Source organism: Klebsiella sp. P1CD1 (assembly GCF_003790505.1).
Lineage (GTDB): Bacteria > Pseudomonadota > Gammaproteobacteria > Enterobacterales > Enterobacteriaceae > Klebsiella > Klebsiella variicola.
Map to the genome: position 1 here is coordinate 884,914 of NZ_CP033631.1, position 20,992 is coordinate 905,905.

Sequence of the window (20,992 nt, forward strand, 5' to 3'; positions counted from 1 at the left end):
AGAAACCGACCATGTTTGAAATAAATCCGGTAAAAAACCGCATTCAGGACCTCACGGAGCGCTCCGACGTTCTTAGGGGGTATCTTTGACTACGATGCCAAGAAAGAGCGTCTCGAAGAAGTAAACGCCGAGCTGGAACAGCCGGACGTCTGGAACGAACCTGAACGCGCCCAGGCGCTGGGTAAAGAGCGTTCTTCCCTGGAAGCCATTGTGGATACCCTGGATCAGATGTCCCAGGGGCTGGAAGACGTGGCTGGTCTGCTGGAGCTGGCGGTTGAAGCCGAAGACGAAGAGACCTTCAACGAAGCGGTTGCTGAGCTGGACGGGCTGGAAGAGAAGCTGGCACAGCTTGAGTTCCGCCGCATGTTCTCCGGCGAATACGACAGCGCCGACTGCTACCTCGATATTCAGGCCGGTTCCGGCGGCACCGAAGCCCAGGACTGGGCCAGCATGCTGATGCGCATGTACCTGCGCTGGGCGGAAGCCCGCGGCTTTAAGACCGAAATCATCGAAGAATCCGAAGGTGAAGTTGCGGGCATTAAATCCGTGACCATCAAAATCATTGGCGATTACGCCTACGGCTGGCTGCGTACGGAAACCGGCGTTCACCGCCTGGTGCGTAAGAGCCCGTTCGATTCCGGTGGCCGTCGTCATACCTCCTTTAGCTCGGCGTTCGTTTATCCGGAAGTGGATGACGATATCGATATCGAAATTAACCCGGCCGATCTGCGTATCGACGTTTATCGCGCATCCGGCGCCGGTGGACAGCACGTTAACCGTACGGAATCCGCGGTGCGTATTACCCACATCCCGACCGGGTTGGTGACGCAGTGCCAGAACGACCGTTCGCAGCACAAGAACAAAGACCAGGCCATGAAGCAGATGAAAGCGAAGCTTTATGAGCTGGAAATGCAGAAGAAAAATGCCGAGAAGCAGGCGATGGAAGACAACAAGTCCGACATCGGCTGGGGCAGCCAGATCCGCTCTTACGTGCTGGACGACTCGCGTATTAAAGATCTGCGTACCGGGGTGGAAACCCGCAACACTCAGGCGGTGCTCGACGGCAGCCTGGACCAATTTATCGAAGCAAGTTTGAAAGCAGGGTTATGAGGAACCAACATGTCTGAACAACAAGCACAGGGCGCTGACGCGGCAATTGACCTTAATAATGAACTGAAAACCCGCCGTGAGAAGCTGGCCGCGCTGCGTGAGCAGGGCGTCGCTTTCCCGAACGATTTCCGTCGTGACCATACCTCTGACCAACTGCACGCTGACTTCGATGCGAAAGAAAACGAAGAGCTGGAAGCGCTGAACGTTGAAGTGGCCGTTGCTGGCCGCATGATGACCCGTCGTATTATGGGTAAAGCGTCTTTCGTTACCCTGCAGGACGTTGGCGGCCGTATTCAGCTGTACGTCGCGCGTGATGACCTGGCGGAAGGCGTTTATAACGACCAGTTCAAAAAATGGGATCTCGGCGACATCATCGCCGCCCGCGGTAAGCTGTTCAAGACTAAAACCGGCGAGCTGTCCATCCACTGCACCGAGCTGCGTTTGCTAACCAAAGCCCTGCGTCCGCTGCCGGACAAATTCCACGGCCTGCAGGATCAGGAAGCGCGCTATCGTCAGCGTTACCTCGATCTGATCTCCAACGATGAATCCCGCAACACTTTCAAAGTGCGTTCGCAGATCCTGGCGGGTATTCGTCAGTTCATGGTTGGCCGCGGCTTTATGGAAGTGGAAACCCCGATGATGCAGGTGATCCCGGGCGGTGCTTCCGCGCGTCCGTTCATCACCCATCACAATGCGCTGGATCTGGACATGTACCTGCGTATCGCGCCGGAACTGTACCTCAAGCGTCTGGTGGTTGGCGGCTTCGAACGCGTCTTCGAGATCAACCGTAACTTCCGTAACGAAGGGATCTCCGTTCGTCATAACCCAGAGTTCACCATGATGGAACTCTATATGGCATACGCGGATTACAAAGATCTGATCGAGCTGACCGAATCCCTGTTCCGCACCCTGGCGCAGGACATCCTCGGCAACACTGAAGTGCCTTACGGCGACCAGGTGTTCGACTTCGGCAAGCCGTTTGAAAAACTGACCATGCGCGAAGCGATCAAGAAATACCGTCCGGAAACCGAGATGGCGGATCTGGATAACTTCGATTCCGCGAAAGCGATCGCTGAGTCCATCGGCATTAAAGTTGAGAAGAGCTGGGGTCTGGGCCGTATCGTGACCGAGATCTTCGAAGAAGTGGCGGAAGCGCATCTGATTCAGCCGACCTTCATCACCGAATACCCGGCGGAAGTTTCTCCGCTGGCGCGCCGTAACGACGTGAATCCGGAAATCACCGACCGTTTCGAGTTCTTTATCGGCGGCCGTGAAATCGGTAACGGCTTTAGCGAGCTGAACGACGCTGAAGATCAGGCGCAGCGCTTCCAGGATCAGGTTGATGCGAAAGCCGCCGGCGACGACGAAGCGATGTTCTACGACGAAGACTACGTCACCGCGCTGGAACACGGCCTGCCGCCGACCGCTGGTCTGGGTATCGGTATCGACCGTATGGTCATGCTGTTCACTAACAGCCACACCATCCGCGACGTGATCCTGTTCCCGGCGATGCGTCCGCAGAAATAATCGCCCTTCGCGAAATACAAAAAACCCGGCTTGCCGGGTTTTTTTATGTCTGATATGAGGGCCGAAGCCTGACGTAGCCCGGCGCAGCGCAAGCCGGGGGATCCCGGATAGCGGCGTAAATGCCTTATCCGGGCTACGCAATGGCGCAGAACCGTAGGCCTGTGCAAGCGTAGCGCCGCCAGGCATTAATGACAGGCACAGAGCTGCGCCTGGCCTGGAGAATAGTCAGCTTACCCGCGCAGACGCGCAACGAAATCGATCAGCGCCTGGCGGGCGTCCTGGTTTTCCGCTTCCAGTACCATCCACGGGCTAAACGCCCACGGCGTGGCGGCCAGCGCGCTTAACATCGTTGCCAGGTCAACCCACTGATAATCCATGACTTCATCGTCGTTAGGCTGCACTTGGCTGACCACGCGTGCGGCATACACCGGGCACACTTCGTTCTCAACAATGCCGTTGGGGGCGACCGCCCGGTAGCGGAAGGCCGGGTGAATCGGCGCGATATCGGCGATCTCCACGCCGAGCTCGAAGCGGCAGCGGCGCGTGACGGCCTGCTCGAAGGTCTCGCCCTGCTGGGGGTGTCCGCAGACCGAGTTAGTCCACACCCCGGGCCAGGCTTTTTTGCCCAGCGAACGGCGGGTGACCAGAAACTGACCCTGCTGATTAAACAACCAGCAGGAAAACGCGAGATGTAAAGGGGTATCAAGCGTGTGGGCGGCATACTTCTCCAGCATACCGGCAGGTTGATCCTGCTCATCCAGTAAAATGACGTGTTCCCCGGCCATGACGACTCCTGAAAATAAAAAATGACCCGGCACAAACCCGCCGGGTCATGTACTCAGGCCACTAGGGTAGCCCATAAATGGGAGAAAGGCATTACCAAAACAAGCCCTGGAGGCTGGTCTGCGAGCGGCAGCCTGGGACTGCGGGGCGTGCCCTCCACGACGTGCGGTATGAACGTGAATCTTTCCGTCGCTGGCCGAACGTGATGCCAGAGGGTCATCTGTTAGCCTTCAGGGATGACGCCCTGCGCCGCGGGCTGGTATGATATTCGCCCTGATTGCGAGGTAAGTGGTTGTGTTAAGTGCAGGATGCCTGATGATGAAACGCTTTTATATGACACTGATGCTGGCGACAAGCCTGGTGCTGGCCGGTTGCTCCAGCACCTCCGACTCCGGTGCCACCTATACCGTCAAACGTGGCGATACCCTGTACGGCATCTCGCGCACCACCGGCACCAGCGTTCGCGATCTGGCTCGTCTGAATAACATCTCGCCGCCTTACACCATTGAGGTGGGGCAGAAGCTGAAGCTCAACGGCAGCGGCGCGTCAAAGACGACGAAGAAAAAATCTTCCTCTACGCGCACTGCGGCGGTCACCCCTTCATCTGCGGTACCTCAATCCTCCTGGCCGCCGGTGGGACAGCGCTGCTGGCGCTGGCCGACCAGTGGCAAAGTGGTCCTGCCTTATTCCACCGCCGATGGCGGCAATAAGGGCATTGATATTGCCGGGACCCGCGGGCAGCCGGTGTATGCCGCCGGGGCGGGCAAGGTGGTGTATGTCGGCAACCAGCTGCGCGGCTATGGCAACCTGATCATGATTAAGCACAGCGAGGATTACATCACCGCCTACGCCCACAACGATAAGCTGATGGTGAATAATGGCCAGAGCGTGAAGGCCGGCCAGCAAATTGCCACCATGGGCAGTACGGATGCCGACTCTGTGCGCCTGCATTTCCAGATCCGCTATCGGGCCACGGCCATCGATCCGCTGCGCTATCTGCCGCCGCAGGGCAGTAAACCTAAGTGCTAAAAGGTTATTTTATCGCCAGTCAGCATCTGGCAGGCTTGTCACAAGGTGCGTAAGGGCTATAATGCTTCTCGCACCTCTTCGCGGGCGTAGTTCAATGGTAGAACGAGAGCTTCCCAAGCTCTATACGAGGGTTCGATTCCCTTCGCCCGCTCCAAACTCCAGTCTCCTGACGTCTTCTAAACTCACTTCTCCCTTGATAAATCAGCGGTTATAGCATGCTGTTAGTCTATTGAACTCCGACGGAGGACTCCACTTTGGTTGCGGGATCAGCGTTTTGCGCTGCTGGCGCTGGAGTAGTCGCGTTTAGTGATATTTTCGCATTTATCCTGTTTCCGCAGGATGAGTAATTTTACGCAACCGGCTCGCGCTGACGATGACCGATACCGCAGAGGCCGCGGCAGCGCTCCACAGCGCAACATGAATTGACCTTTCATCTGCTGCCAGCAGAACGGCTACGGCGGCGGCTCCCAGGCACTGCCCGAAAGTGCGCATAATGGATAAAACACCGGACGCATAACTCGCGTGCTCACGAATAACGTTTGAGAGCATTTCCCGGTTATTGGGACTCTGAAAGCAGCCAAACCCTATTCCGCACACCAGACTTCGCAGGCAGATATCCCACATTGAAGGGCCGGCGGGTAACGTCGCCAGCAGGATCAAACCGACGACAAAAATCACCAGCCCCAGGGTGGATATCGCCGGGGCTGATATCGTGTCCGCCCAACGGCCTGCATGCGGCGCAATCAGCACGATCCCTAACGGCCACGGCGTAAACAGCAGGGCAGATACTACCGGACTGTAGCCGTATTCGCTCTGAAACAGGAAGGGCAGCGTAATAAAGGTGATCCCCTGGCTAACAAAAGCAATCATCGACGTGAAGGCCGCGAGGGTAAAACGTTCATTTTTAAACATGGTCGGCGGCAGTAAGGGATGATCCGTGCGGCGGATTTGCCAGATAAAAGCCATGCCGCTCAGCGCAGCGAGAGCCATCCAGCAAAGGCTGCCGAATTGAGAAGTAGCGTTCTGTAGGCTGTTCGCCGCCATGATCGTCGAACCCAACAGCAGCGCCGACAATATGGCGCCCACGGTGTCGAAGGGCGCCTGCATAGGGATCGCATCCCGCGGCAGCGCTCTGACCGCCAGCAGTAAGGCGAGGGTGCCGGGAAGAACGTTTATCGCAAACAGCCATTGCCAGCTCAGGGTGTGAAGGATCGTACCGCCCAATACCGGGCCGATAGCGGAGCTGGAGGCAATGAGCAGGGCATGGAACCCCAGAATGCGGCCAAGTAATCGTCCGGGAAATACGGACCTGAGTATTGCGGGGGCAATACTCAGCGTCGCCGCGCCGCCGATCCCCTGAAGCACGCGCATACCGATAAGCACTTCGGGCTTATTCGCCAGCGCGCAACCCAGTGATGTCAGGGTAAAGGTCGTCAGGCCCGCCAGAAATACGGGGCGATAACCCAGACGGGCCGCAAGCGCCGCGAATATCGCCAGCGTCATCGCAGCCGCCAGCAGATACCCGTTGGCGAACCAGACGGCAATACTGGCAGGTACCTGCATCTCCTGAGCCATTGAGGGCAGGGCAATGTTGATCATGGTGCCATCAAACACACCCATTAAGGTAGTTGTCATTATTGCGGCCATCACCCGTGCGCGCGCCGGGCCAGGCAGTCCTTCGTCGCCGGGTTGGCTGGAAAAGAGCGTCATCATTTGTCCTCTGAGAAGAGTGTATGGATGACAAAACTATAAAGATGGCTTTTACTGGGCGGAAGGCGCACTACTTTCACTTTATTGTTGCATCAAACGCCTTATCTTAATGTGCTGGGAGGAAGGGTAATGTCTGATCCCGATTTTAATTTGCTGGTAGCACTCGACATATTGCTGAGTGAAGCGAGTGTCGCAGGTGCGGCACGTCGTCTGAACCTCAGCACCTCGGCCATGAGCCGGACATTAAGCAGGTTACGCGATGTCACAGGAGACCCGATCCTGGTGCGCGCCGGGCGTAACATGGTACTGACTCCGTGGGCCGAAGCGACCCGGGATCGTGCCAGGCGTGCAGTGCACGAGGCCAGGGCGGTATTGCAGCCCTCAACGGAAACGTTCAGCGCGCGAAGTCTGGCGCGTCTTTTTACCATCAGGGCAAACGATGGTTTTGTGGTGGCGTTTGGGCCTGCGCTCATAGCAGCGGTTGCCGACGCCGCGCCGGATGTCTGTATACGCTTCGCGCCTAAGCCGGAAAAAACGTCGCGCTATCTTCGGGAAGGGCTGGTTGATCTGGAGATTGGCGTTCAGAGTAATATGGGGCCAGAAATACGGCTGCAACGACTGTTTGAGGATCGGTTTGTTGGCGTCGTGCGTAAAGGGCACCCGCTGGCTAAGCAGGCAGAAATAGGCGTGGATGATTATGTCGCCTGGGGCCATGTGGTAGCGTCACCCGATGGCGCGTTGCACGGATCCGTTGACGATGCGCTGGCCGAACTGGGGACAAAACGTAAAATTGCGAGCGTCGTACCGGGATTTCCGACAGCCCTGTCCGTGGCGCTGGAATCGGATCTTATCGCCATGATACCCGCACTCTATTTACTCAATCAGCAGGTAACGGACCAGGTACATGTTTTCGAGCTGCCGTTCAAAAGCCGTCGTATTACGGTATCGCAGATGTGGCACCCCAGAATGGAACGCGACCCCGGTCACCGCTGGCTGAGAGAGCAAATTCTTGCGATATGCGGTGTGGGGCGGTCAGTCATGACTAAGGAGCCTGTATAGCGATTGCTATAACATCAATTTATATTAAATGAATAATTCAATTCATTGATATTTAATATAAAATACATCAAGCGAAGTAGCGGTGTAGTAACTAAATTGAGATGCCCATCTCTGACCAAATAGACATGTCCGCGCTACCGTCTCGCCACAGCGATCGCTGCTTTCATGAGACTCATGACGGCATACGGAACGGCAATTTTCTCAATGAGCGATGTGAACAGACTCACGATCGAAGTCTCCATACTTCGATAGACCGTTTATGTTCTTTCCGCGAGACCTAATCGGAAGCCCTCGTGGTACCTTTAAATTAACAATTAACGATAAATAAAGGACAGCTTACCTGTCCTTTATTCTTTTTTATTCAGCTTTGCTCTCGCGCGCTCGCAATACCTCGCCGACCACCGGGGCGGCGGTAAACGCATTTGGCCATCCCGCGTAGAACGCCGCCTGGGCGACCACTTCTCCGGCCTCTTCAGCCGAAAGCCCATTATCCATGGCTCTGTTCAGGTGGTAGCCAATCTGCGCGCTCTGTCCGGCGGCGATTAACGCGCTGACCGTCACCAGACTTCTGTCGCGGGGCGTAAGCGCGGGCCGTTGCCAGAGGTCGAGAAACAGCGGGTCGGCGGTAAATTTAACCAGGCCAGGCGAAATGGGGCCGACATTTTTTTTCCACGGTGTCTGCACGCTGTTTCTCTACCTGTTCATTGAGTGGCAGCAGCGTTGGCGAGGCGGCGGGCAGGGCCTCTGCCGTGATGCCGCGGGCTGCAAAGATCGCTTTGGTCACGCTGACGGCTGACATTGCATTGGGCCAACCTGAGTAGAACGCCAGATGGGTAATGATCTCTGATACTTCCGCTGGCGTCACGCCGCTATCGAGCGCAACGGCAATATAGTGCTTCAGCTCGCCTGGCTGGTTGCGGGCAATCAGCATGGCTACGGTCACGATGCTACGGTCCCTGGGCGAGAGGGCTTCGCGTGTCCACAGATCTTCAGTAATTGCTTCTCGACCAAAGCGTGCCAGCGCCGGTGAGACCGCGTGAATATCAGCGTCCACAAGGGTGGAGGGGGTAATTTTCATCATAGCTTCATCTCTTTGTTCGTTGGCATAAGTAAAATCAGACAGCACAAGCGACAAGGCTGCCGCGGCAATCACGTTTTTCATGTTTTATTCTCCCTGCTGAACAGGACAGAGGGTTACCGCGTCCACACCTGATGATGGTCTTTGGCTTGCGGCGTGTTTTGCGCCATCACGCCTGTGAGAACGTGCGGCTGGTAGGCCTCTTCCAGATAGCGGATCTCCTCAGAACTGAGCCGCAGGTTCACGGCGCTGACCGCACCGTCAACATGGTGCTTTTGCGTGGCGCCGACCACCGGGGCGGTGACTTTAGTCAGCAGCCAGGCCAGCGAGATTTCGGTCATGGAGACCTGATGCCGTTCGGCAAGTTCGGCGACGCGCGCAATAATGATCCGATCCTGCTCTGCCGTGCCGTCGTATTTCCCCCGGGCATAATCATCTTCCACCGCTCGCCGCGTGTAGCCTTCTAAACGCGAGAGACGGCCGCTGGCCAGCGCGCTATAGGGGGTCATGGCGATATTATCTTCTGCGCACAGCCCGAAGAGTTCTCGTTCGTCTTCACGCATAATCAGGTTGTAATGGCTTTGCATGGAGACAAAGGGCGTCAGCCCTTCGCGTTCAGCAAGGGCGTTCGCCTTCGCCAGCTGCCAGGCATAGCAATTGGAAATGCCAATCGCGCGCACCTTGCCGGCGGTCACGGCGGTGTGCAGCGCCTCCAGCACGTCGATAACCGGGGTGTTGTGATCCCAGATGTGGTAGATGTAGAGGTCGATGTAGTCCATCCCGAGGTTTCGCAGACTCTGGTCGAGCGAGCGGGCTATCGCCTCTTTTCCGCTGATCCCCTCGGCTATCTGGGCAGCGGTTCGTGGCAGAAACTTGGTGGCCAGCACCACCTCCTCGCGTTTTGCCATCTCCCGCAGCGCCCGGCCAACGTACCGCTCACTGGAGCCGTTCTGATAGGCGATGGCGGTATCGTAAAAATTGATGCCCTTTTCGAGGCCGTAGCGAATGATGTCCCGGCTTGCTGTTTCGTCCAGCGTCCAGCGATGCTGGCCCGTCAACGGATCGCCAAACCCCATACATCCCATGCAGATGCGGGAGACCAGTAAGTCACTTTTACCGAGCCGGGTATACTGCATCGTTATTTTCTCCCTTTGGGTTATTCCACCAGAGTTTTCAGCTGCGCGATCAGTCTGGCCGCGTGCTCCCGGGCACGCGCTTTTTGCTGGGCGATTTTGTCGGCATCCCGGTCGGCGTAGCTGATGCCGCAGGTATAAACCGGCGCCAGCAGCTCAAGATTGCACAGCCTGGCCGTGGTCTCGAAAGGAAGGAGGTACTCTTCAATGGCGTGGCCAAAGAAACCGTCAGTAGTGTAGAGCGCTTGCGGCGCCCCGGTGGTGAAAGAGAGAAGCAGTTTTTTACCGCCCAGTTTCGCCGTTGAGCCGTGAGCAAAGCCATGAACAAAAACCTCGTCCAGCCACTGTTTCATTAACCCGGGCAGCCCATACCAGGAAAAAGGGAACTGCCAGACAATCACATCGGCCTTCAGCAGGCTTTCCTGCTCTGCGCTGATGTTGAATTTGCCGTGCGGATAGAGCCAGTCCAGACGACGGATTTCCGCGTCGGGCAGGGCGGTCTCTACCTCGTCGAGGATGGTGGCGTTGGCGATGGAATGGTTGAGGTCCGGATGTCCGGAAACGATAAGGATATGAGGCGTTCCCATCGTTACTCCTGATGTTTAAATTCGGCTGAGAAGAGATTTTCCCAGCTAATAAACGAGCCGAGTGGAATACACTCGAAGGTTAATAAACCCGCTTTTGCCAGCGGAAATTCGGCCATGACGTTATTCGCCTCTTCCACGGTGTCGCATTCGAGGAAAATAGCGACGCCGGGTCGGTCCTGACGGAAATAGATGTCGCGGATAAAGCCAGACTTATACAGTCCCCAGGCATGCAGGGCTTCCGCGGTAAGGTGCGGCGCATAGTGTTCCAGCGTCGCGCCGGGCGCAGGGATATCCAGACATAAAATTCGCATCGTTGTCTCCGGAAAGTCGTTATTAGCGGGAAGAGACAAAAGTATACGAGCCCCTGGTGGCGAAGATTAGGCGGTCATTGACTTAAGAATATTTAGCCTGTACTTAATAATCAGTCGAGGTTGGCTTAAGGAGATGCTATGAATAACGCGCTTTATAATCAGATACGCATTTTTCAGAGCATTGCGCGCGAAGGCACTATCTCGGCCGCCGCAAGGAAATTAGAAATCACGCCGCCCTCGGTCAGCAATGCCCTCAAGCTGCTGGAAGAGCACATCGGTCATCCGCTTTTTGTGCGCACTACCCGGCGAATCGAGCTGACGGAAACCGGGCAACAGCTGCTGGAGCAGACTGCGGCGGCGGTGGAGGTTCTGGAAACATCGCTGGAGAGCCTCCGCGACCAGAATCAGGAACCCTCCGGAGCAGTGAGAATAACCCTCTCGCGCTTTGCCTACCTGCTTATTTTGAAACCGGCGATGGCGGCATTTTGTCAGCAATATCCGGGGATCCAGCTGGAAATATCGGTCTATGACGGTACCGTCAATATTATTGAAGAACGATTCGACCTGGGGATCCGCTTTGGCGATATTCTCGAAGGCGGAGTGGTCGCCCGCCCGTTAATGAAGCCGTTTCGGGAAGGGTTATATGCCTCCTCAGCCTATCTGGCCGAATATGGCGTGCCTGCAGTGCCCGCCGATCTCAACCATCACCGGCTGATTGGCTATCGCTTTATTACCAACAACCGCATCCTGCCGCTGATCCTCAATGACCACGGCGAGCAACTGACCGTCGAGATGCCCGGACAGTTAATCAGCAATGATATTGACGTCATGGCCGACGGTATCCGCCATGGACTGGGGATTGGCCGCTTGTTTGAACCCATCTGGCGGCTACAGCCCGATCGTGAACAGTTTCTACCGGTGATGGAGGACTACTGGAAAACCTATCCGCCGGTTTATCTCTATTACCCGAAAAACGCGGGCAGAACGAAAAGGGTGAAAGCCCTGATTGATTTTCTGATAGCGCATACCGCGGAATAGAGGCTATTTTGCGTGCGAAATGTCTGAAGGCACCGGCCCTGTCTTTCTCTCAGCCTTAACCCTATACTCCCTGCGGATAACGCGTTTTTATCGCGGTGCATTTTGCCGTGCAACGGCTCATCCCATCGTCAACGCGATGGACGGGGAATATCAATAAGGGAGAGGCAGCAATGGGCAGACGCTTCATGGTCTGTATATTCGCGCTGGTGGCGTTTTCGGCCAGTGCAGCGCAGGGCGTTCACGGTGGCCATAACGGGCAGTCGGTAATAGCTGGCGCCGACGGCGGCAACGGTTCGAACGGCGGCGATAGCGATAATTCCTCGGGTCGGGCAGGGTGCCCGGGCGGCACCGATCCTGATAAGCACGGCCATTTTTACCTGCCCGGCACCCGCGAACCCTGTAATCCCGGGCCCCAGGATGCAGAGAAAGTCGGGTCTTCCCGCTAGCGTTCAGCTCAGATCGTGCAGCGCTTTGTCTGATGGCGGGGAAAGCTGAATATCCTGAAACTCAACCGCCAGTCCCGCGCGCTCCGGTGAGCAGCACATGACGCCCGCTTTCACCGGGCCTGGCGGAAAGTAGCCGAGCCGCAGCAGCGGCCAGCGCTCGCCGTCGGTCGAATACTGCAGCCTTAACGCATCTCCCTTGCGGGTCAGCCGCAGCCAGAAGGTGCGCGGGTCGCCGGGAAAAAGCCCGGTGGCCCAGTCGGAGTGGGTTAGCGTCAGTACGCTGCCGATGGCCGGGGCATCGTCATTGAATTCAATCCCCGCCTTCAGCCAGGTCTGCTCGTCCGCCATCATCATTAGTCCAGCCTGGTCGTAAAGCGTGGTGAAATCGGCACATATTTTTGCCTGCAGGGTAAAATCACCTTCCACCTCAGTAGCATAAAGATGCCCAGAGAAACGCTCGAAGCCATACCAGGTATGGCGCCAGAAGTCGGTATGCTTATCGGTGACCACCGTCAGGCCGTCGGTATCGCGGCGCCACTCGGCAGGTTCATTGATCCAGTGAAAGGACGGCTGCATTTTTCCTCCGGGATACGCTTATAACAGCGACTGCAGTACGGGTGACGCCATGCTGGCCTCAAAGGGAATAATCTCGGTACGGGCGAGACCCAACTGCTGGAAGGGATCCTGACTCAGACGCGATTCCAGCATTTCCTGGCTGGCGCATTTCGCCAGAATCACCCCGCCGGTGCGGGGAAGGCGGCGGCCGGAGGCGAGAAAGAGGCCGTCAGCATAGCCTTTTTTGAGCCATTCGACGTGGGCGGGAATGGCGTCGTCCACCTCTTCGAGCGGTTTTATATACGTTAAAACAACCACATAAATCGTACTCATCCTGAAAACCCTGTCAATCCGATGGGATCGCCAGCCTGACACATTTCGATGAGGGATAAAAGAAAGCGCGGCATTTTTCCGTGCTATTGCGCAAGGGAGGGCGTGTAGCCACTCAACGGGGGCTTATCGCAGGCGTGAAATAACACATATGTTTTTACGAATGTATATTGATCTTTATTGGTGGTTCCGTATGCTGTCCGTCACGCTTGAGGAGAAATCATGTCTTTATTGCCCCTGCAACTGTTCAAAAACCTCGCCGATGAAACCCGGCTGGGGATCGTATTGCTGCTCAAGGCGCGTGGAGAGCTGTGTGTTTGCGATCTCTGTACGGCGCTCGCCCAGTCCCAGCCCAAGATCTCCCGCCATCTGGCGATGCTGCGGGAAAGCGGGCTGCTGCTGGATCGTAAACAGGGTAAATGGGTCCATTACCGCCTCGCTCCGCAGATGCCGGCCTGGGCGGCGCAGGTGATTGAGCAGGCCTGGCTCAGTCAGCAGGACGATGTGCGGATGATGGTTTGCAGACTGGCTGACGGGGCGGGTTGTCAGTAAAAATTTTATCTAAACATATCTGTTTTTTCGAATGTGATTGACGGGGGTAATCATGTTGCTGGCAGGCGCGATTTTTGTCCTGACCCTGGTGTTGGTGATCTGGCAGCCGCGGGGTTTAGGGATCGGCTGGAGCGCGGCCTTTGGCGCGGCGCTGGCGCTGGCCACCGGTGGAGTACAACTAGCCGATATCCCGGTGGTGTGGCATATCGTCTGGAATGCGACCGCCACCTTTATCGCCGTTATCATTATCAGCCTGCTGCTTGATGAGTCTGGCTTTTTTGAATGGGCCGCGCTGCACGTTTCCCGCTGGGGAAGAGGGCGGGGTCGTCTGCTATTTACCTGGATTATCCTGCTCGGCGCCGCGGTGGCGGCGCTGTTTGCCAACGACGGCGCGGCGCTGATCCTCACCCCCATCGTGATTGCCATGCTGCGAGCGCTGGGATTCAGCAAGGGAACGATGCTGGCCTTTGTCATGGCCGCCGGATTTATTGCCGATACCGCCAGCCTGCCGCTGGTGGTGTCGAATCTGGTGAATATCGTTTCGGCAGATTTCTTTGCCATCGGCTTCAGGGAGTACGCTTCGGTGATGGTGACGGTCGATCTCGCGGCGATCCTCACCACCCTGGCGATGCTGCACCTGTTCTTTCGCCGGGATATCCCGCCGGCCTGGGATATGGCGTTACTGAAAGCGCCGGTCACGGCGATAAAAGATCCGGCGACGTTCCGCACCGGCTGGGGCGTGCTGCTGCTGTTGCTGGTCGGCTTTTTCGTTCTTGACCCGCTGGGGATCCCGGTCAGCGCCATCGCGGCGCCGGGAGCGGGGATCCTGTTTGCTGTCGCGAAGCGCGGGCGGGTGATTAACACCGGCAAGGTGCTGCGCGGCGCCCCGTGGCAGATCGTGATCTTCTCGCTGGGAATGTATCTGGTGGTGTATGGCCTGCGAAACGCCGGGTTAACGGATTATCTGACCACGGTGCTGAACATGCTGGCGGAGCGCGGGCTCTGGGCCGCGACGCTGGGCACCGGTATCCTGTCGGCCTTCCTCTCTTCAATAATGAATAATATGCCCAGCGTACTGGTCGGCGCCCTGTCGATTGATGGCAGCGCGGCAACAGGGACGATCAAAGAGGCCATGATTTATGCCAACGTCATCGGCTGCGATCTGGGGCCCAAGATCACGCCAATTGGTAGCCTGGCCACGCTGCTCTGGCTGCATGTGCTGGCGCAGAAGCACATCACCATCGGTTGGGGGTATTATTTCCGCTGCGGCATTACCATGACCCTGCCGGTGCTGCTTGTGACGCTGGCCGCGCTGGCGCTGCGTCTCTCCTTCAACCAGCCATGAGAACGTACTATGAGCATCACCATTTACCATAACCCTGACTGCGGCACCTCGCGTAATACCCTGGCGCTGATCCGCAACAGCGGCGCTGAGCCCACCATTATCTATTATCTGGAGACGCCGCCATCGCGCGATGAGCTGCGCCAGCTGATCGCCGCGATGGCGATCCCGGTACGTGCCCTGCTACGGAAAAACGTTGAACCCTACGACGCGCTGGGGCTGGCGGAAGACCGGTTTACTGACGATCAGTTAATCGACTTTATGCTTCAGCATCCGATCCTGATTAACCGTCCGATCGTGACAACGCCGCGGGGCACCCGACTCTGCCGCCCGTCAGAGGTGGTGCTGGAGATCCTGACGGCGTCGCAAAAAGGCGCGTTCGTGAAGGAAGATGGTGAGCCAGTCATTGATGCCGCAGGGCAGCGTGTGAAATAACTCGCGAAAGGCGCCGGCTTTGACTCCCGGCTGCCTCACTTCCCCTCCCGTCATCCTCCGCGACAAACACCGTGGGCCAGGATAGTCCCTGATAGAGAAATATTGCCACTTAGCGTGGTTTCTACATCATTCCACCTGTTTTCCTTACTTTTTCTGTCGTTATCCTGGCAGCCGAACTGAGCCGCTATAGATCGTCGCCTTAGCGTTAACTTTCTGTTTTTTAATAAAAATAATCGGATTTGCTGCGCTAATATAAAGTCAATGCTGTTTATCTTTTTATGAACGTTAAATCTGTAAAACTAGATGTTTGTCGACTTTTCATCTAAAAAGGGAAGGTAAGGGGCTGGACAAAACCATTGTGTGGTTATCAAATGGTTAAAAATGCTCGCGTTTGATGTTAATGCAAACAAATTATAAATCGTCAGCCCGCTTTATACGGTTAACTTGCGCTGCGGCGCACCTTACCTGGAGAATTTATGCATTCCTCTGTTAATAAAAACGAAAGCCGTACCTTTTTCGGCCATCCTTATCCGCTGGGCTCCCTGTTCTTCACCGAAATGTGGGAGCGCTTCTCGTTTTACGGCATCCGTCCCTTACTGATCCTGTTTATGGCGGCGACGGTGTACGACGGCGGGATGGGACTGGCGCGGGAGAACGCCTCGGCGATCGTCGGGATTTTTGCTGGCAGTATGTATCTGGCCGCGCTGCCGGGCGGCTGGCTGGCGGATAACTGGCTTGGCCAGCAGCGGGCCGTCTGGTACGGCTCTATCCTGATCGCCCTGGGGCACCTGTCGATCGCCCTGTCGGCATGGCTGGGCAACGACCTGTTCTTTATCGGTCTGATGTTTATCGTCCTGGGTTCCGGGTTGTTTAAAACCTGTATCTCAGTGATGGTCGGCACCCTGTATAAAAAAGGCGACGCGCGCCGCGACGGCGGTTTTTCGCTGTTCTATATGGGGATCAACATCGGCTCGTTTATCGCGCCCTTGATCTCCGGTTGGCTGATTAAATCCCATGGCTGGCACTGGGGCTTCGGCATCGGGGGGATCGGGATGCTGGTGGCGCTGGTCATTTTCCGCGTCTTTGCCGTGCCGTCGATGAAGCGCTATGACGCGGAGGTCGGCCTCGATTCCACCTGGAACAGCCCGGTGGCGAAAAAGAATGGCGTCGGAGCGTGGCTGCTGGCCCTGGCCCTGGGGGTGGCAGTGCTGGTCACGCTGATTAGCCTGGGCACGATCGTGATTAACCCGGTGGCGGTGGCCAGCGTGCTGGTCTATGTGATTGCCGCCTCCGTGGCGCTCTATTTCATCTGGCTGTTCGTCTTCGCGGGGCTGAACCGTAAAGAGCGGGCGCGCCTGCTGGTGTGCTTTATTTTGCTGGTCTCGGCGGCCTTTTTCTGGTCCGCGTTTGAACAGAAACCGACCTCCTTTAACCTGTTTGCTAACGACTACACCAACCGGATGATCGGCGACTTTGAGATCCCCGCGGTCTGGTTCCAGTCGATTAACGCCTTGTTTATCATTCTGCTCGCGCCGGTATTCAGCTGGGCGTGGCCTGCGCTGGCGCGTAAAAACGTGCGTCCGGGCAGTATGACCAAATTCGTGATTGGCATCCTGTGCGCAGCGGCGGGCTTTGGCCTGATGATGCTGGCGGCGCAGAACGTCCTGAGCAACGGCGGGGCCGGTGTGTCGCCGCTGTGGCTGGTGGGCAGCATCCTGATGCTGACGCTCGGTGAGCTGTGCCTGAGTCCGATTGGTCTGGCGACCATGACTCTGCTGGCGCCGGAGAGAATGCGCGGCCAGATGATGGGCCTGTGGTTCTGCGCCAGCGCGCTGGGTAACCTGGCGGCGGGCCTGATTGGCGGTCACGTGAAGGCCGATCAGCTGTCGCTGCTGCCGGACCTCTTCGCCCGCTGCTCCATCGCATTGCTGATCTGCGCCGCCGTGCTGGCCGTGCTGATTGTCCCGGTCCGCCGGATGCTGGAGAACAGTCGGTCCAGCGCCGGGCAAACATCCGTCAGCAACGCCTGACGCGATCCTCAGACCGGCCCTACGGGGCCGGCTTATTTTTGTACGAAACCCGCCTCAGCAGAACAAAATCCCTTTTTCACAATGCGCGATGTCCCATAACGTGAGCGTGTTCTTTGAAATCACGTCACTTTCCGGTCCATAGTGTAGTCAGGTTTACTATGTGGTTAATATAAGGACACACCTATGCCAGCAGTCATTGATAAAGCATTGGATTTCATCGGTGGTATGAATACGTCTGAGCCAGTACCACAGTCTATGGATGAAAGTACCGCGAAGGGAATTCTCAAATATTTGAAAGAGCTGGGCGTGCCCGCTACCCCGGCCGACGTCGCTGAACGCGGGCAGCAGCAGGGCTGGAGCGCCGGGTTTACCGACAAAGTGGCGGATTGGGCTGAACGGATCGCCGCCGGCGAGCGGATGGTCATCAAGCATCCGGAATTCTTTTCCACCTATATGCAGGAGGAGCTGCGCGCCCTGGTGTAATCGCCGCGCAGCCACCCCGCCTCTTCTGTTAAATGCCTTCCCCATCCGGGAAGGCATTTTTGTTACTGCCCGCGATAGCCGCCGCCCAGGGCTTTGATCAGGGTAATGTCGGTGCTCAGCCGCTGGGCTTCAATGTCCAGCAGCAACAGCTGCTGGGCGAGAACCGCCCGCCGGGCCTCTTCGGCGGCGTAGCGGCTGAGCAGGCCGCGCTGATAATGGGCGCGGGCGCTGTCGGTGGTGGTCTGCGCCGCGGTGACCTTTAGCTGCTGCAGCGCGCGCTGTTGGTTCAGATCGTTAAGCTGGCTGGAGCTGATGGCGACATCGCGCACCGCGTCCAGCACCGCCTGGTTGTACTGTTTGATCAGGATGTTGCTGGCGGTGCGCACCGACTGCAGATTAGCGTTCAGACGACCGCCGTCGAAGATTGGCAGATACAGCCCGGGCAGCAGGTTGATCTGCTGGAAAGAGGACTTAAACAGATCCCCGACGCTCAGGGCGTTATATCCCCAGAACGCTTTGATATCAAAATGAGGATAGAAGGCCGCTTTCGCCGCATCGACCTGGCTCAGGGAGGCAGTCACGTAGCCGCGCAGCGCCTGCAGGTCCGGACGGCGGGCCAGCAGCTCGAAAGAGAGCGACGATGGCAGCGTCTCCTGGAGCGCCGGCAGCGCCACCGGATGGATCGCCGGCATGCTCTGCGCATCGGCGCCGATCAGCGCCCGCAGGGTTTCACGATACTGGGTCAGCATCCCCTCGGCGCTGATAATCTGCTGGCGAGCGGCGAGCTGCTCAGCCCGGGCATTGGCCACATCCACACTGTCTTCCACGCCGCGTTGGGTCCGGTGCTCATGGGCCGCTACCGAGAATTGGGCAATACCCTCCAGCTCCTGCAGCAGCGCGATTTTCTGGAACGTCGCCTGCATGGTGAAATAGAGCTGCGCCACGCTGCTGGCGATGTCGAGCTCAATGCCGGCGGTCTCCGCCAGCCGGGCATTTTTCTCGCCAATGGCGGCGGCGACCCGGGCGCGATCGGCTCCCCAGAGATCGATATTCAGCTGCGCCCCGACGCCAACGGTATTCAGCGTATACCAGGGACCGTTCTTATCCACCGGCAGGGAGTACGAGTAGGGCCAGCTAAAGGATTTGTCGGTGATCCGCAGGCGGTTTTGCGCCGCGACGGCGGTGGCCTGCAGGCCCATCGCCGAGCGGGCGAGCTCCACCGTGGACTGCGACTGGGAGATGCGTAGCCGGGCGGCCTGCATGGTCGGCGAGTTCTGCAGCGCCCGGTTGATCAGCAGGTTGAGCTGAGGATCATCATAGGCCTCCCACCAGCGGGCTGCCGGCCAGTCGCTGTTCGCCAGGTGGATCACCTGCGCCAGCTGGGCCTGCTGCGGATTGACGATGGCGACCTGGGAAGGCTCATCCTGGATCAGCGCGCAGCCGCTGAGCAGCGTCAGCGTCAGGGTAAAGAGAGTGACCCGCAATCGCGCGGGGAAAGGAAGCATCATCATGACGTTTTAGCCTGTTGCTCAGTCGCTATCGGTGTCGGGCCCCAGTCGGGCAGGGCGGCCAGCGCGGTAGCCAGCGCCGGGCCAAAGGGGTTGCGGAGATCGGCGGCCAGCGTCCCGTCAGGCGCTGCCGCCTCCTGTTCGATACGTTCGGCGTAGCGCCGCAGCTGTTCAGCGCAGCGAGCCAGCGTCGGGTCTCCCGGCGCGGCATTGAGCCGGTAGCCTTCGCTGAGGCGGGCGATCTCCTCGGCCTGGGCGAGGGTGGCGCGCATCGGCCAGCCTTTCGCCTGGGGCCAGGGATGGGCCCAGGTGCCCAGCGGTTCAGCGCGAACCCGATGGAGCAGCGCTTCGCTGTCGGTGAAGGCGACAAACAGAGGGGCCAGCGGCACCGCATCGTGCGGGGCGGCGAGGCAGTCCGCCAGCCGGCGATAGAGGCTGGCGAGGCGCGATTTCAGCTGCGGCGCTTCGCTGTCCGGCCAGAGATACAAATGGACAATGGAGGAGACCAGCACCCCGAGCAGGATGCCGAGCACCCGATCCCGCAGCTCGGTGAGGTTCGTCAGCGGGCCAAACCAGCTGAGGAAGGCCAGCGCAAAGGTGAAACCAATCTGGATCCCGGCGTAGGCGATACGCTCCGAGCCGGCGGCAATCCACGCCGCCAGCGCCAGCACCGGCAGAGACATCGCCAGCAGGCCCGACAGCGAATCGGTCCAGGGCTGAACAAAGACGATTAACAGCAGCGCCAGCAGGGTGGCGAGCAGCGCCCCGCCGATACGCAGCCATGTCTTTTGCATCGTGGCGCCCAGCCCGGGCTGGGCGACAATGACGCAGCTCAGCATAATGGTGTGCAGCCCTTGCCAGTCGGCAGCGGTATAGAAGACATAGCAGATTAGCGTCGCCAGCAGGGTCTTGAGCGCAAAATGGAGATAAGCCGGGTTGCGCCAGGCGTCCGGCGCCAGCAGGGGCGCCTTCTCCACCTCACCCTGCGGCAGGGCGACGGGCTCACCCTGCGCCAGCTGCTGCAGGAGGGTAGCCATCTCCTGCAGAACCGCGTGATTAATGCCACGACCGCTGAGCGCCAGGGGAGGAATGGCGCCGTCAAACTGTTCCTCGCTGAGGGCACTCTTCAGCTTCAGTACCGCCTGCGACAGCTGCTGGCGATCTTCGCTATCCGCCTCGTCTGCTTGCAGCAGCGCCGCCAGCTGATAGCAGCGCAGGGTGGCGGCCAGCCGCGAGCGCCAGGCCTGCGGTTCGGCGGCTATCTCCGGCGTGGCCCGGCTGGCCTGGGCGAACAGCGACTGCAGCTGGTTGAACTGCGCGGCGGTCTCGCCGAAGGTCGGTGGCGCTTCATCGCCAGGAGCCGTCAGCCGCCGGGCGACCTCGTGCAGCATCCCCGCCAGGCGCGCCTTAAACTGGTTGCCGGGAAAGGCCTGCTGAAAACAGGCGTTGACCAGCAAAGTGACGAGGATCGCGGTGTTAATCGCCACCCACAGCCAGAGCAGCAGCCGCACCAGGATCTCGCTCTGACTGGTCATTGACGGGAAGGTCTGAGCATAAATCACCGCCAGCGCCACCACGAAAAAAGCCAGTCCCAGCTTACCCAGCACCCGCATCAGGTAGATGGCGCAGAAAAAGAGCGCCACGGAGGCCGCCAGGCGGATCAGCGGGTAGTCATAGGTCCACTTGATGATCAGCAGCACGCCGCCGAGCGCCACGGTGACGGTGACAAAAAAGACCACGCTGACCAGCTTGATCATCAACACGTTAGGCTGACTGACGTAGAACACGACGATCAGCGCAACGGCCAGGAAGGGGATCTGCAGGGTCATAAACAGGGTGATGAGCACCGCGCAGCTCAGCGTCAGGCGCAGCGTGTAGCTGGCGCGTCCCGGCGCGTCGCGCAGCTCCTGGCGTAAAAAATGGGCGAGAGGAAACATCGCGTCCCC

20 protein-coding genes, 1 tRNA gene and 1 pseudogene are annotated in these 20,992 nt (G+C 58.2%); 12 read left to right on the plus strand and 10 right to left on the minus strand.

Annotated features, from left to right (window positions below):
* Positions 1-11 precede the first annotated feature (11 nt).
* Both prfB and lysS read left to right on the plus strand, forming a co-directional pair.
* A protein-coding gene (gene prfB, locus DTA24_RS04475) for a peptide chain release factor 2 (protein WP_012540595.1) occupies positions 12-1,110 on the plus strand; the annotation gives its coding sequence in 2 pieces (ribosomal slippage) (positions 12-86 and positions 88-1,110; 1,098 coding nt in all).
* A gap of 9 nt (positions 1,111-1,119) precedes the next feature.
* Positions 1,120-2,637, plus strand: a complete 1,518-nt coding sequence (gene lysS / locus DTA24_RS04480; protein ID WP_008806422.1) for a lysine--tRNA ligase — start codon at positions 1,120-1,122, stop codon at positions 2,635-2,637.
* Positions 2,638-2,867: 230 nt separating this feature from the next.
* Here lysS and idi read toward each other — a convergent pair whose 3' ends face one another.
* Positions 2,868-3,422, minus strand: coding sequence for an isopentenyl-diphosphate Delta-isomerase (idi, locus tag DTA24_RS04485; RefSeq protein ID WP_044614464.1), 555 nt, complete (start codon positions 3,420-3,422; stop codon positions 2,868-2,870).
* Between the two features lie 313 nt (positions 3,423-3,735).
* Between idi and actS the strand changes: the two genes are divergently transcribed.
* The gene (gene actS / locus DTA24_RS04490) at positions 3,736-4,449 is read left to right on the plus strand and encodes an amidase activator ActS (RefSeq protein ID WP_016161813.1); all 714 of its coding nucleotides are present in this window, start codon (positions 3,736-3,738) and stop codon (positions 4,447-4,449) included.
* Between the two features lie 80 nt (positions 4,450-4,529).
* A tRNA-Gly gene (locus tag DTA24_RS04495) sits at positions 4,530-4,603 on the plus strand.
* 167 nt (positions 4,604-4,770) lie between these two features.
* Here the strand turns inward: DTA24_RS04495 and DTA24_RS04500 are convergent.
* Complete coding sequence (locus DTA24_RS04500) at positions 4,771-6,159, minus strand: MFS transporter (protein ID WP_086631384.1); 1,389 nt, start codon at positions 6,157-6,159, stop codon at positions 4,771-4,773.
* Between the two features lie 129 nt (positions 6,160-6,288).
* Between DTA24_RS04500 and DTA24_RS04505 the strand changes: the two genes are divergently transcribed.
* Positions 6,289-7,218, plus strand: coding sequence for a LysR family transcriptional regulator (locus tag DTA24_RS04505; RefSeq protein WP_047666912.1), 930 nt, complete (start codon positions 6,289-6,291; stop codon positions 7,216-7,218).
* A gap of 357 nt (positions 7,219-7,575) precedes the next feature.
* Here DTA24_RS04505 and DTA24_RS04510 read toward each other — a convergent pair.
* The 4 genes and pseudogenes from DTA24_RS04510 to DTA24_RS04525 all read right to left on the minus strand — a co-directional run bounded on the left by DTA24_RS04510 (position 7,576) and on the right by DTA24_RS04525 (position 10,327).
* Positions 7,576-8,380: pseudogene (locus DTA24_RS04510) on the minus strand (carboxymuconolactone decarboxylase family protein).
* A gap of 32 nt (positions 8,381-8,412) precedes the next feature.
* A complete protein-coding gene (locus tag DTA24_RS04515) occupies positions 8,413-9,432 on the minus strand; it encodes an aldo/keto reductase (protein ID WP_040968858.1) in 1,020 nt (339 codons plus the stop codon).
* 20 nt (positions 9,433-9,452) lie between these two features.
* Positions 9,453-10,016, minus strand: coding sequence for an NAD(P)H-dependent oxidoreductase (locus DTA24_RS04520; protein WP_110191070.1), 564 nt, complete (start codon positions 10,014-10,016; stop codon positions 9,453-9,455).
* A gap of 2 nt (positions 10,017-10,018) precedes the next feature.
* Positions 10,019-10,327, minus strand: a complete 309-nt coding sequence (locus DTA24_RS04525; RefSeq protein WP_004151785.1) for a superoxide dismutase — start codon at positions 10,325-10,327, stop codon at positions 10,019-10,021.
* A gap of 138 nt (positions 10,328-10,465) precedes the next feature.
* Between DTA24_RS04525 and DTA24_RS04530 the strand changes: the two genes are divergently transcribed.
* Both DTA24_RS04530 and DTA24_RS04535 read left to right on the plus strand, forming a co-directional pair.
* Positions 10,466-11,365, plus strand: coding sequence for a LysR family transcriptional regulator (locus DTA24_RS04530; RefSeq protein ID WP_012540606.1), 900 nt, complete (start codon positions 10,466-10,468; stop codon positions 11,363-11,365).
* Between the two features lie 170 nt (positions 11,366-11,535).
* On the plus strand, positions 11,536-11,811 hold the full coding sequence (locus DTA24_RS04535) for a hypothetical protein (protein WP_043876093.1): 276 nt from the start codon (positions 11,536-11,538) through the stop codon (positions 11,809-11,811).
* Positions 11,812-11,814: 3 nt separating this feature from the next.
* On the opposite strand, the gene DTA24_RS04540 is transcribed toward DTA24_RS04535, so the two are convergent.
* Positions 11,815-12,387, minus strand: a complete 573-nt coding sequence (locus DTA24_RS04540) for a DUF1349 domain-containing protein (protein ID WP_023323252.1) — start codon at positions 12,385-12,387, stop codon at positions 11,815-11,817.
* A gap of 18 nt (positions 12,388-12,405) precedes the next feature.
* Positions 12,406-12,699 (minus strand): YciI family protein, encoded by a 294-nt coding sequence (locus tag DTA24_RS04545; protein ID WP_012967252.1) that lies wholly within the window; start codon positions 12,697-12,699, stop codon positions 12,406-12,408.
* 219 nt (positions 12,700-12,918) lie between these two features.
* Between DTA24_RS04545 and DTA24_RS04550 the strand changes: the two genes are divergently transcribed.
* From DTA24_RS04550 to DTA24_RS04570, 5 genes are all read left to right on the plus strand, one after another.
* Complete coding sequence (locus DTA24_RS04550) at positions 12,919-13,248, plus strand: metalloregulator ArsR/SmtB family transcription factor (RefSeq protein ID WP_123836576.1); 330 nt, start codon at positions 12,919-12,921, stop codon at positions 13,246-13,248.
* A 52-nt stretch (positions 13,249-13,300) separates the two neighbouring features.
* Positions 13,301-14,593, plus strand: a complete 1,293-nt coding sequence (locus DTA24_RS04555) for an arsenic transporter (RefSeq protein WP_012967253.1) — start codon at positions 13,301-13,303, stop codon at positions 14,591-14,593.
* Positions 14,594-14,602: 9 nt separating this feature from the next.
* Positions 14,603-15,025, plus strand: coding sequence for a glutaredoxin-dependent arsenate reductase (gene arsC, locus DTA24_RS04560; RefSeq protein WP_008806395.1), 423 nt, complete (start codon positions 14,603-14,605; stop codon positions 15,023-15,025).
* A 476-nt stretch (positions 15,026-15,501) separates the two neighbouring features.
* Complete coding sequence (locus DTA24_RS04565; protein WP_008806394.1) at positions 15,502-17,055, plus strand: peptide MFS transporter; 1,554 nt, start codon at positions 15,502-15,504, stop codon at positions 17,053-17,055.
* A 183-nt stretch (positions 17,056-17,238) separates the two neighbouring features.
* A complete protein-coding gene (locus tag DTA24_RS04570; RefSeq protein WP_008806393.1) occupies positions 17,239-17,538 on the plus strand; it encodes a DUF1889 family protein in 300 nt (99 codons plus the stop codon).
* Between the two features lie 62 nt (positions 17,539-17,600).
* Here DTA24_RS04570 and DTA24_RS04575 read toward each other — a convergent pair whose 3' ends face one another.
* Positions 17,601-19,049: an MdtP family multidrug efflux transporter outer membrane subunit gene (locus DTA24_RS04575; RefSeq protein ID WP_117143308.1), complete on the minus strand. Its 1,449-nt coding sequence runs from the start codon at positions 19,047-19,049 to the stop codon at positions 17,601-17,603.
* Positions 19,046-20,983: a multidrug efflux transporter permease subunit MdtO gene (mdtO, locus tag DTA24_RS04580; RefSeq protein WP_032733790.1), complete on the minus strand. Its 1,938-nt coding sequence runs from the start codon at positions 20,981-20,983 to the stop codon at positions 19,046-19,048. The genes DTA24_RS04575 and mdtO overlap by 4 nt, the downstream gene beginning before the upstream one ends.
* Positions 20,984-20,992: the final 9 nt, after the last annotated feature.

Excerpts from the sequence above, each read along its gene's own strand:
- DTA24_RS04515 (WP_040968858.1), bottom strand. The coding sequence starts at position 9,432 with ATGCAGTATACCCGGCTCGGTAAAAGTGACTTACTGGTCTCCCGCATC.
- lysS (WP_008806422.1), top strand. The coding sequence starts at position 1,120 with ATGTCTGAACAACAAGCACAGGGCGCTGACGCGGCAATTGACCTTAAT.
- DTA24_RS04530 (WP_012540606.1), top strand. The coding sequence starts at position 10,466 with ATGAATAACGCGCTTTATAATCAGATACGCATTTTTCAGAGCATTGCG.
- DTA24_RS04555 (WP_012967253.1), top strand. The coding sequence starts at position 13,301 with ATGTTGCTGGCAGGCGCGATTTTTGTCCTGACCCTGGTGTTGGTGATC.
- mdtO (WP_032733790.1), bottom strand. The coding sequence starts at position 20,983 with ATGTTTCCTCTCGCCCATTTTTTACGCCAGGAGCTGCGCGACGCGCCG.
- DTA24_RS04575 (WP_117143308.1), bottom strand. The coding sequence starts at position 19,049 with ATGATGATGCTTCCTTTCCCCGCGCGATTGCGGGTCACTCTCTTTACC.
- actS (WP_016161813.1), top strand. The coding sequence starts at position 3,736 with ATGATGAAACGCTTTTATATGACACTGATGCTGGCGACAAGCCTGGTG.
- DTA24_RS04540 (WP_023323252.1), bottom strand. The coding sequence starts at position 12,387 with ATGCAGCCGTCCTTTCACTGGATCAATGAACCTGCCGAGTGGCGCCGC.
- DTA24_RS04525 (WP_004151785.1), bottom strand. The coding sequence starts at position 10,327 with ATGCGAATTTTATGTCTGGATATCCCTGCGCCCGGCGCGACGCTGGAA.
- DTA24_RS04535 (WP_043876093.1), top strand. The coding sequence starts at position 11,536 with ATGGGCAGACGCTTCATGGTCTGTATATTCGCGCTGGTGGCGTTTTCG.
- DTA24_RS04500 (WP_086631384.1), bottom strand. The coding sequence starts at position 6,159 with ATGACGCTCTTTTCCAGCCAACCCGGCGACGAAGGACTGCCTGGCCCG.
- DTA24_RS04570 (WP_008806393.1), top strand. The coding sequence starts at position 17,239 with ATGCCAGCAGTCATTGATAAAGCATTGGATTTCATCGGTGGTATGAAT.
- DTA24_RS04520 (WP_110191070.1), bottom strand. The coding sequence starts at position 10,016 with ATGGGAACGCCTCATATCCTTATCGTTTCCGGACATCCGGACCTCAAC.
- DTA24_RS04505 (WP_047666912.1), top strand. The coding sequence starts at position 6,289 with ATGTCTGATCCCGATTTTAATTTGCTGGTAGCACTCGACATATTGCTG.
- idi (WP_044614464.1), bottom strand. The coding sequence starts at position 3,422 with ATGGCCGGGGAACACGTCATTTTACTGGATGAGCAGGATCAACCTGCC.
- DTA24_RS04545 (WP_012967252.1), bottom strand. The coding sequence starts at position 12,699 with ATGAGTACGATTTATGTGGTTGTTTTAACGTATATAAAACCGCTCGAA.
- arsC (WP_008806395.1), top strand. The coding sequence starts at position 14,603 with ATGAGCATCACCATTTACCATAACCCTGACTGCGGCACCTCGCGTAAT.
- DTA24_RS04550 (WP_123836576.1), top strand. The coding sequence starts at position 12,919 with ATGTCTTTATTGCCCCTGCAACTGTTCAAAAACCTCGCCGATGAAACC.
- DTA24_RS04565 (WP_008806394.1), top strand. The coding sequence starts at position 15,502 with ATGCATTCCTCTGTTAATAAAAACGAAAGCCGTACCTTTTTCGGCCAT.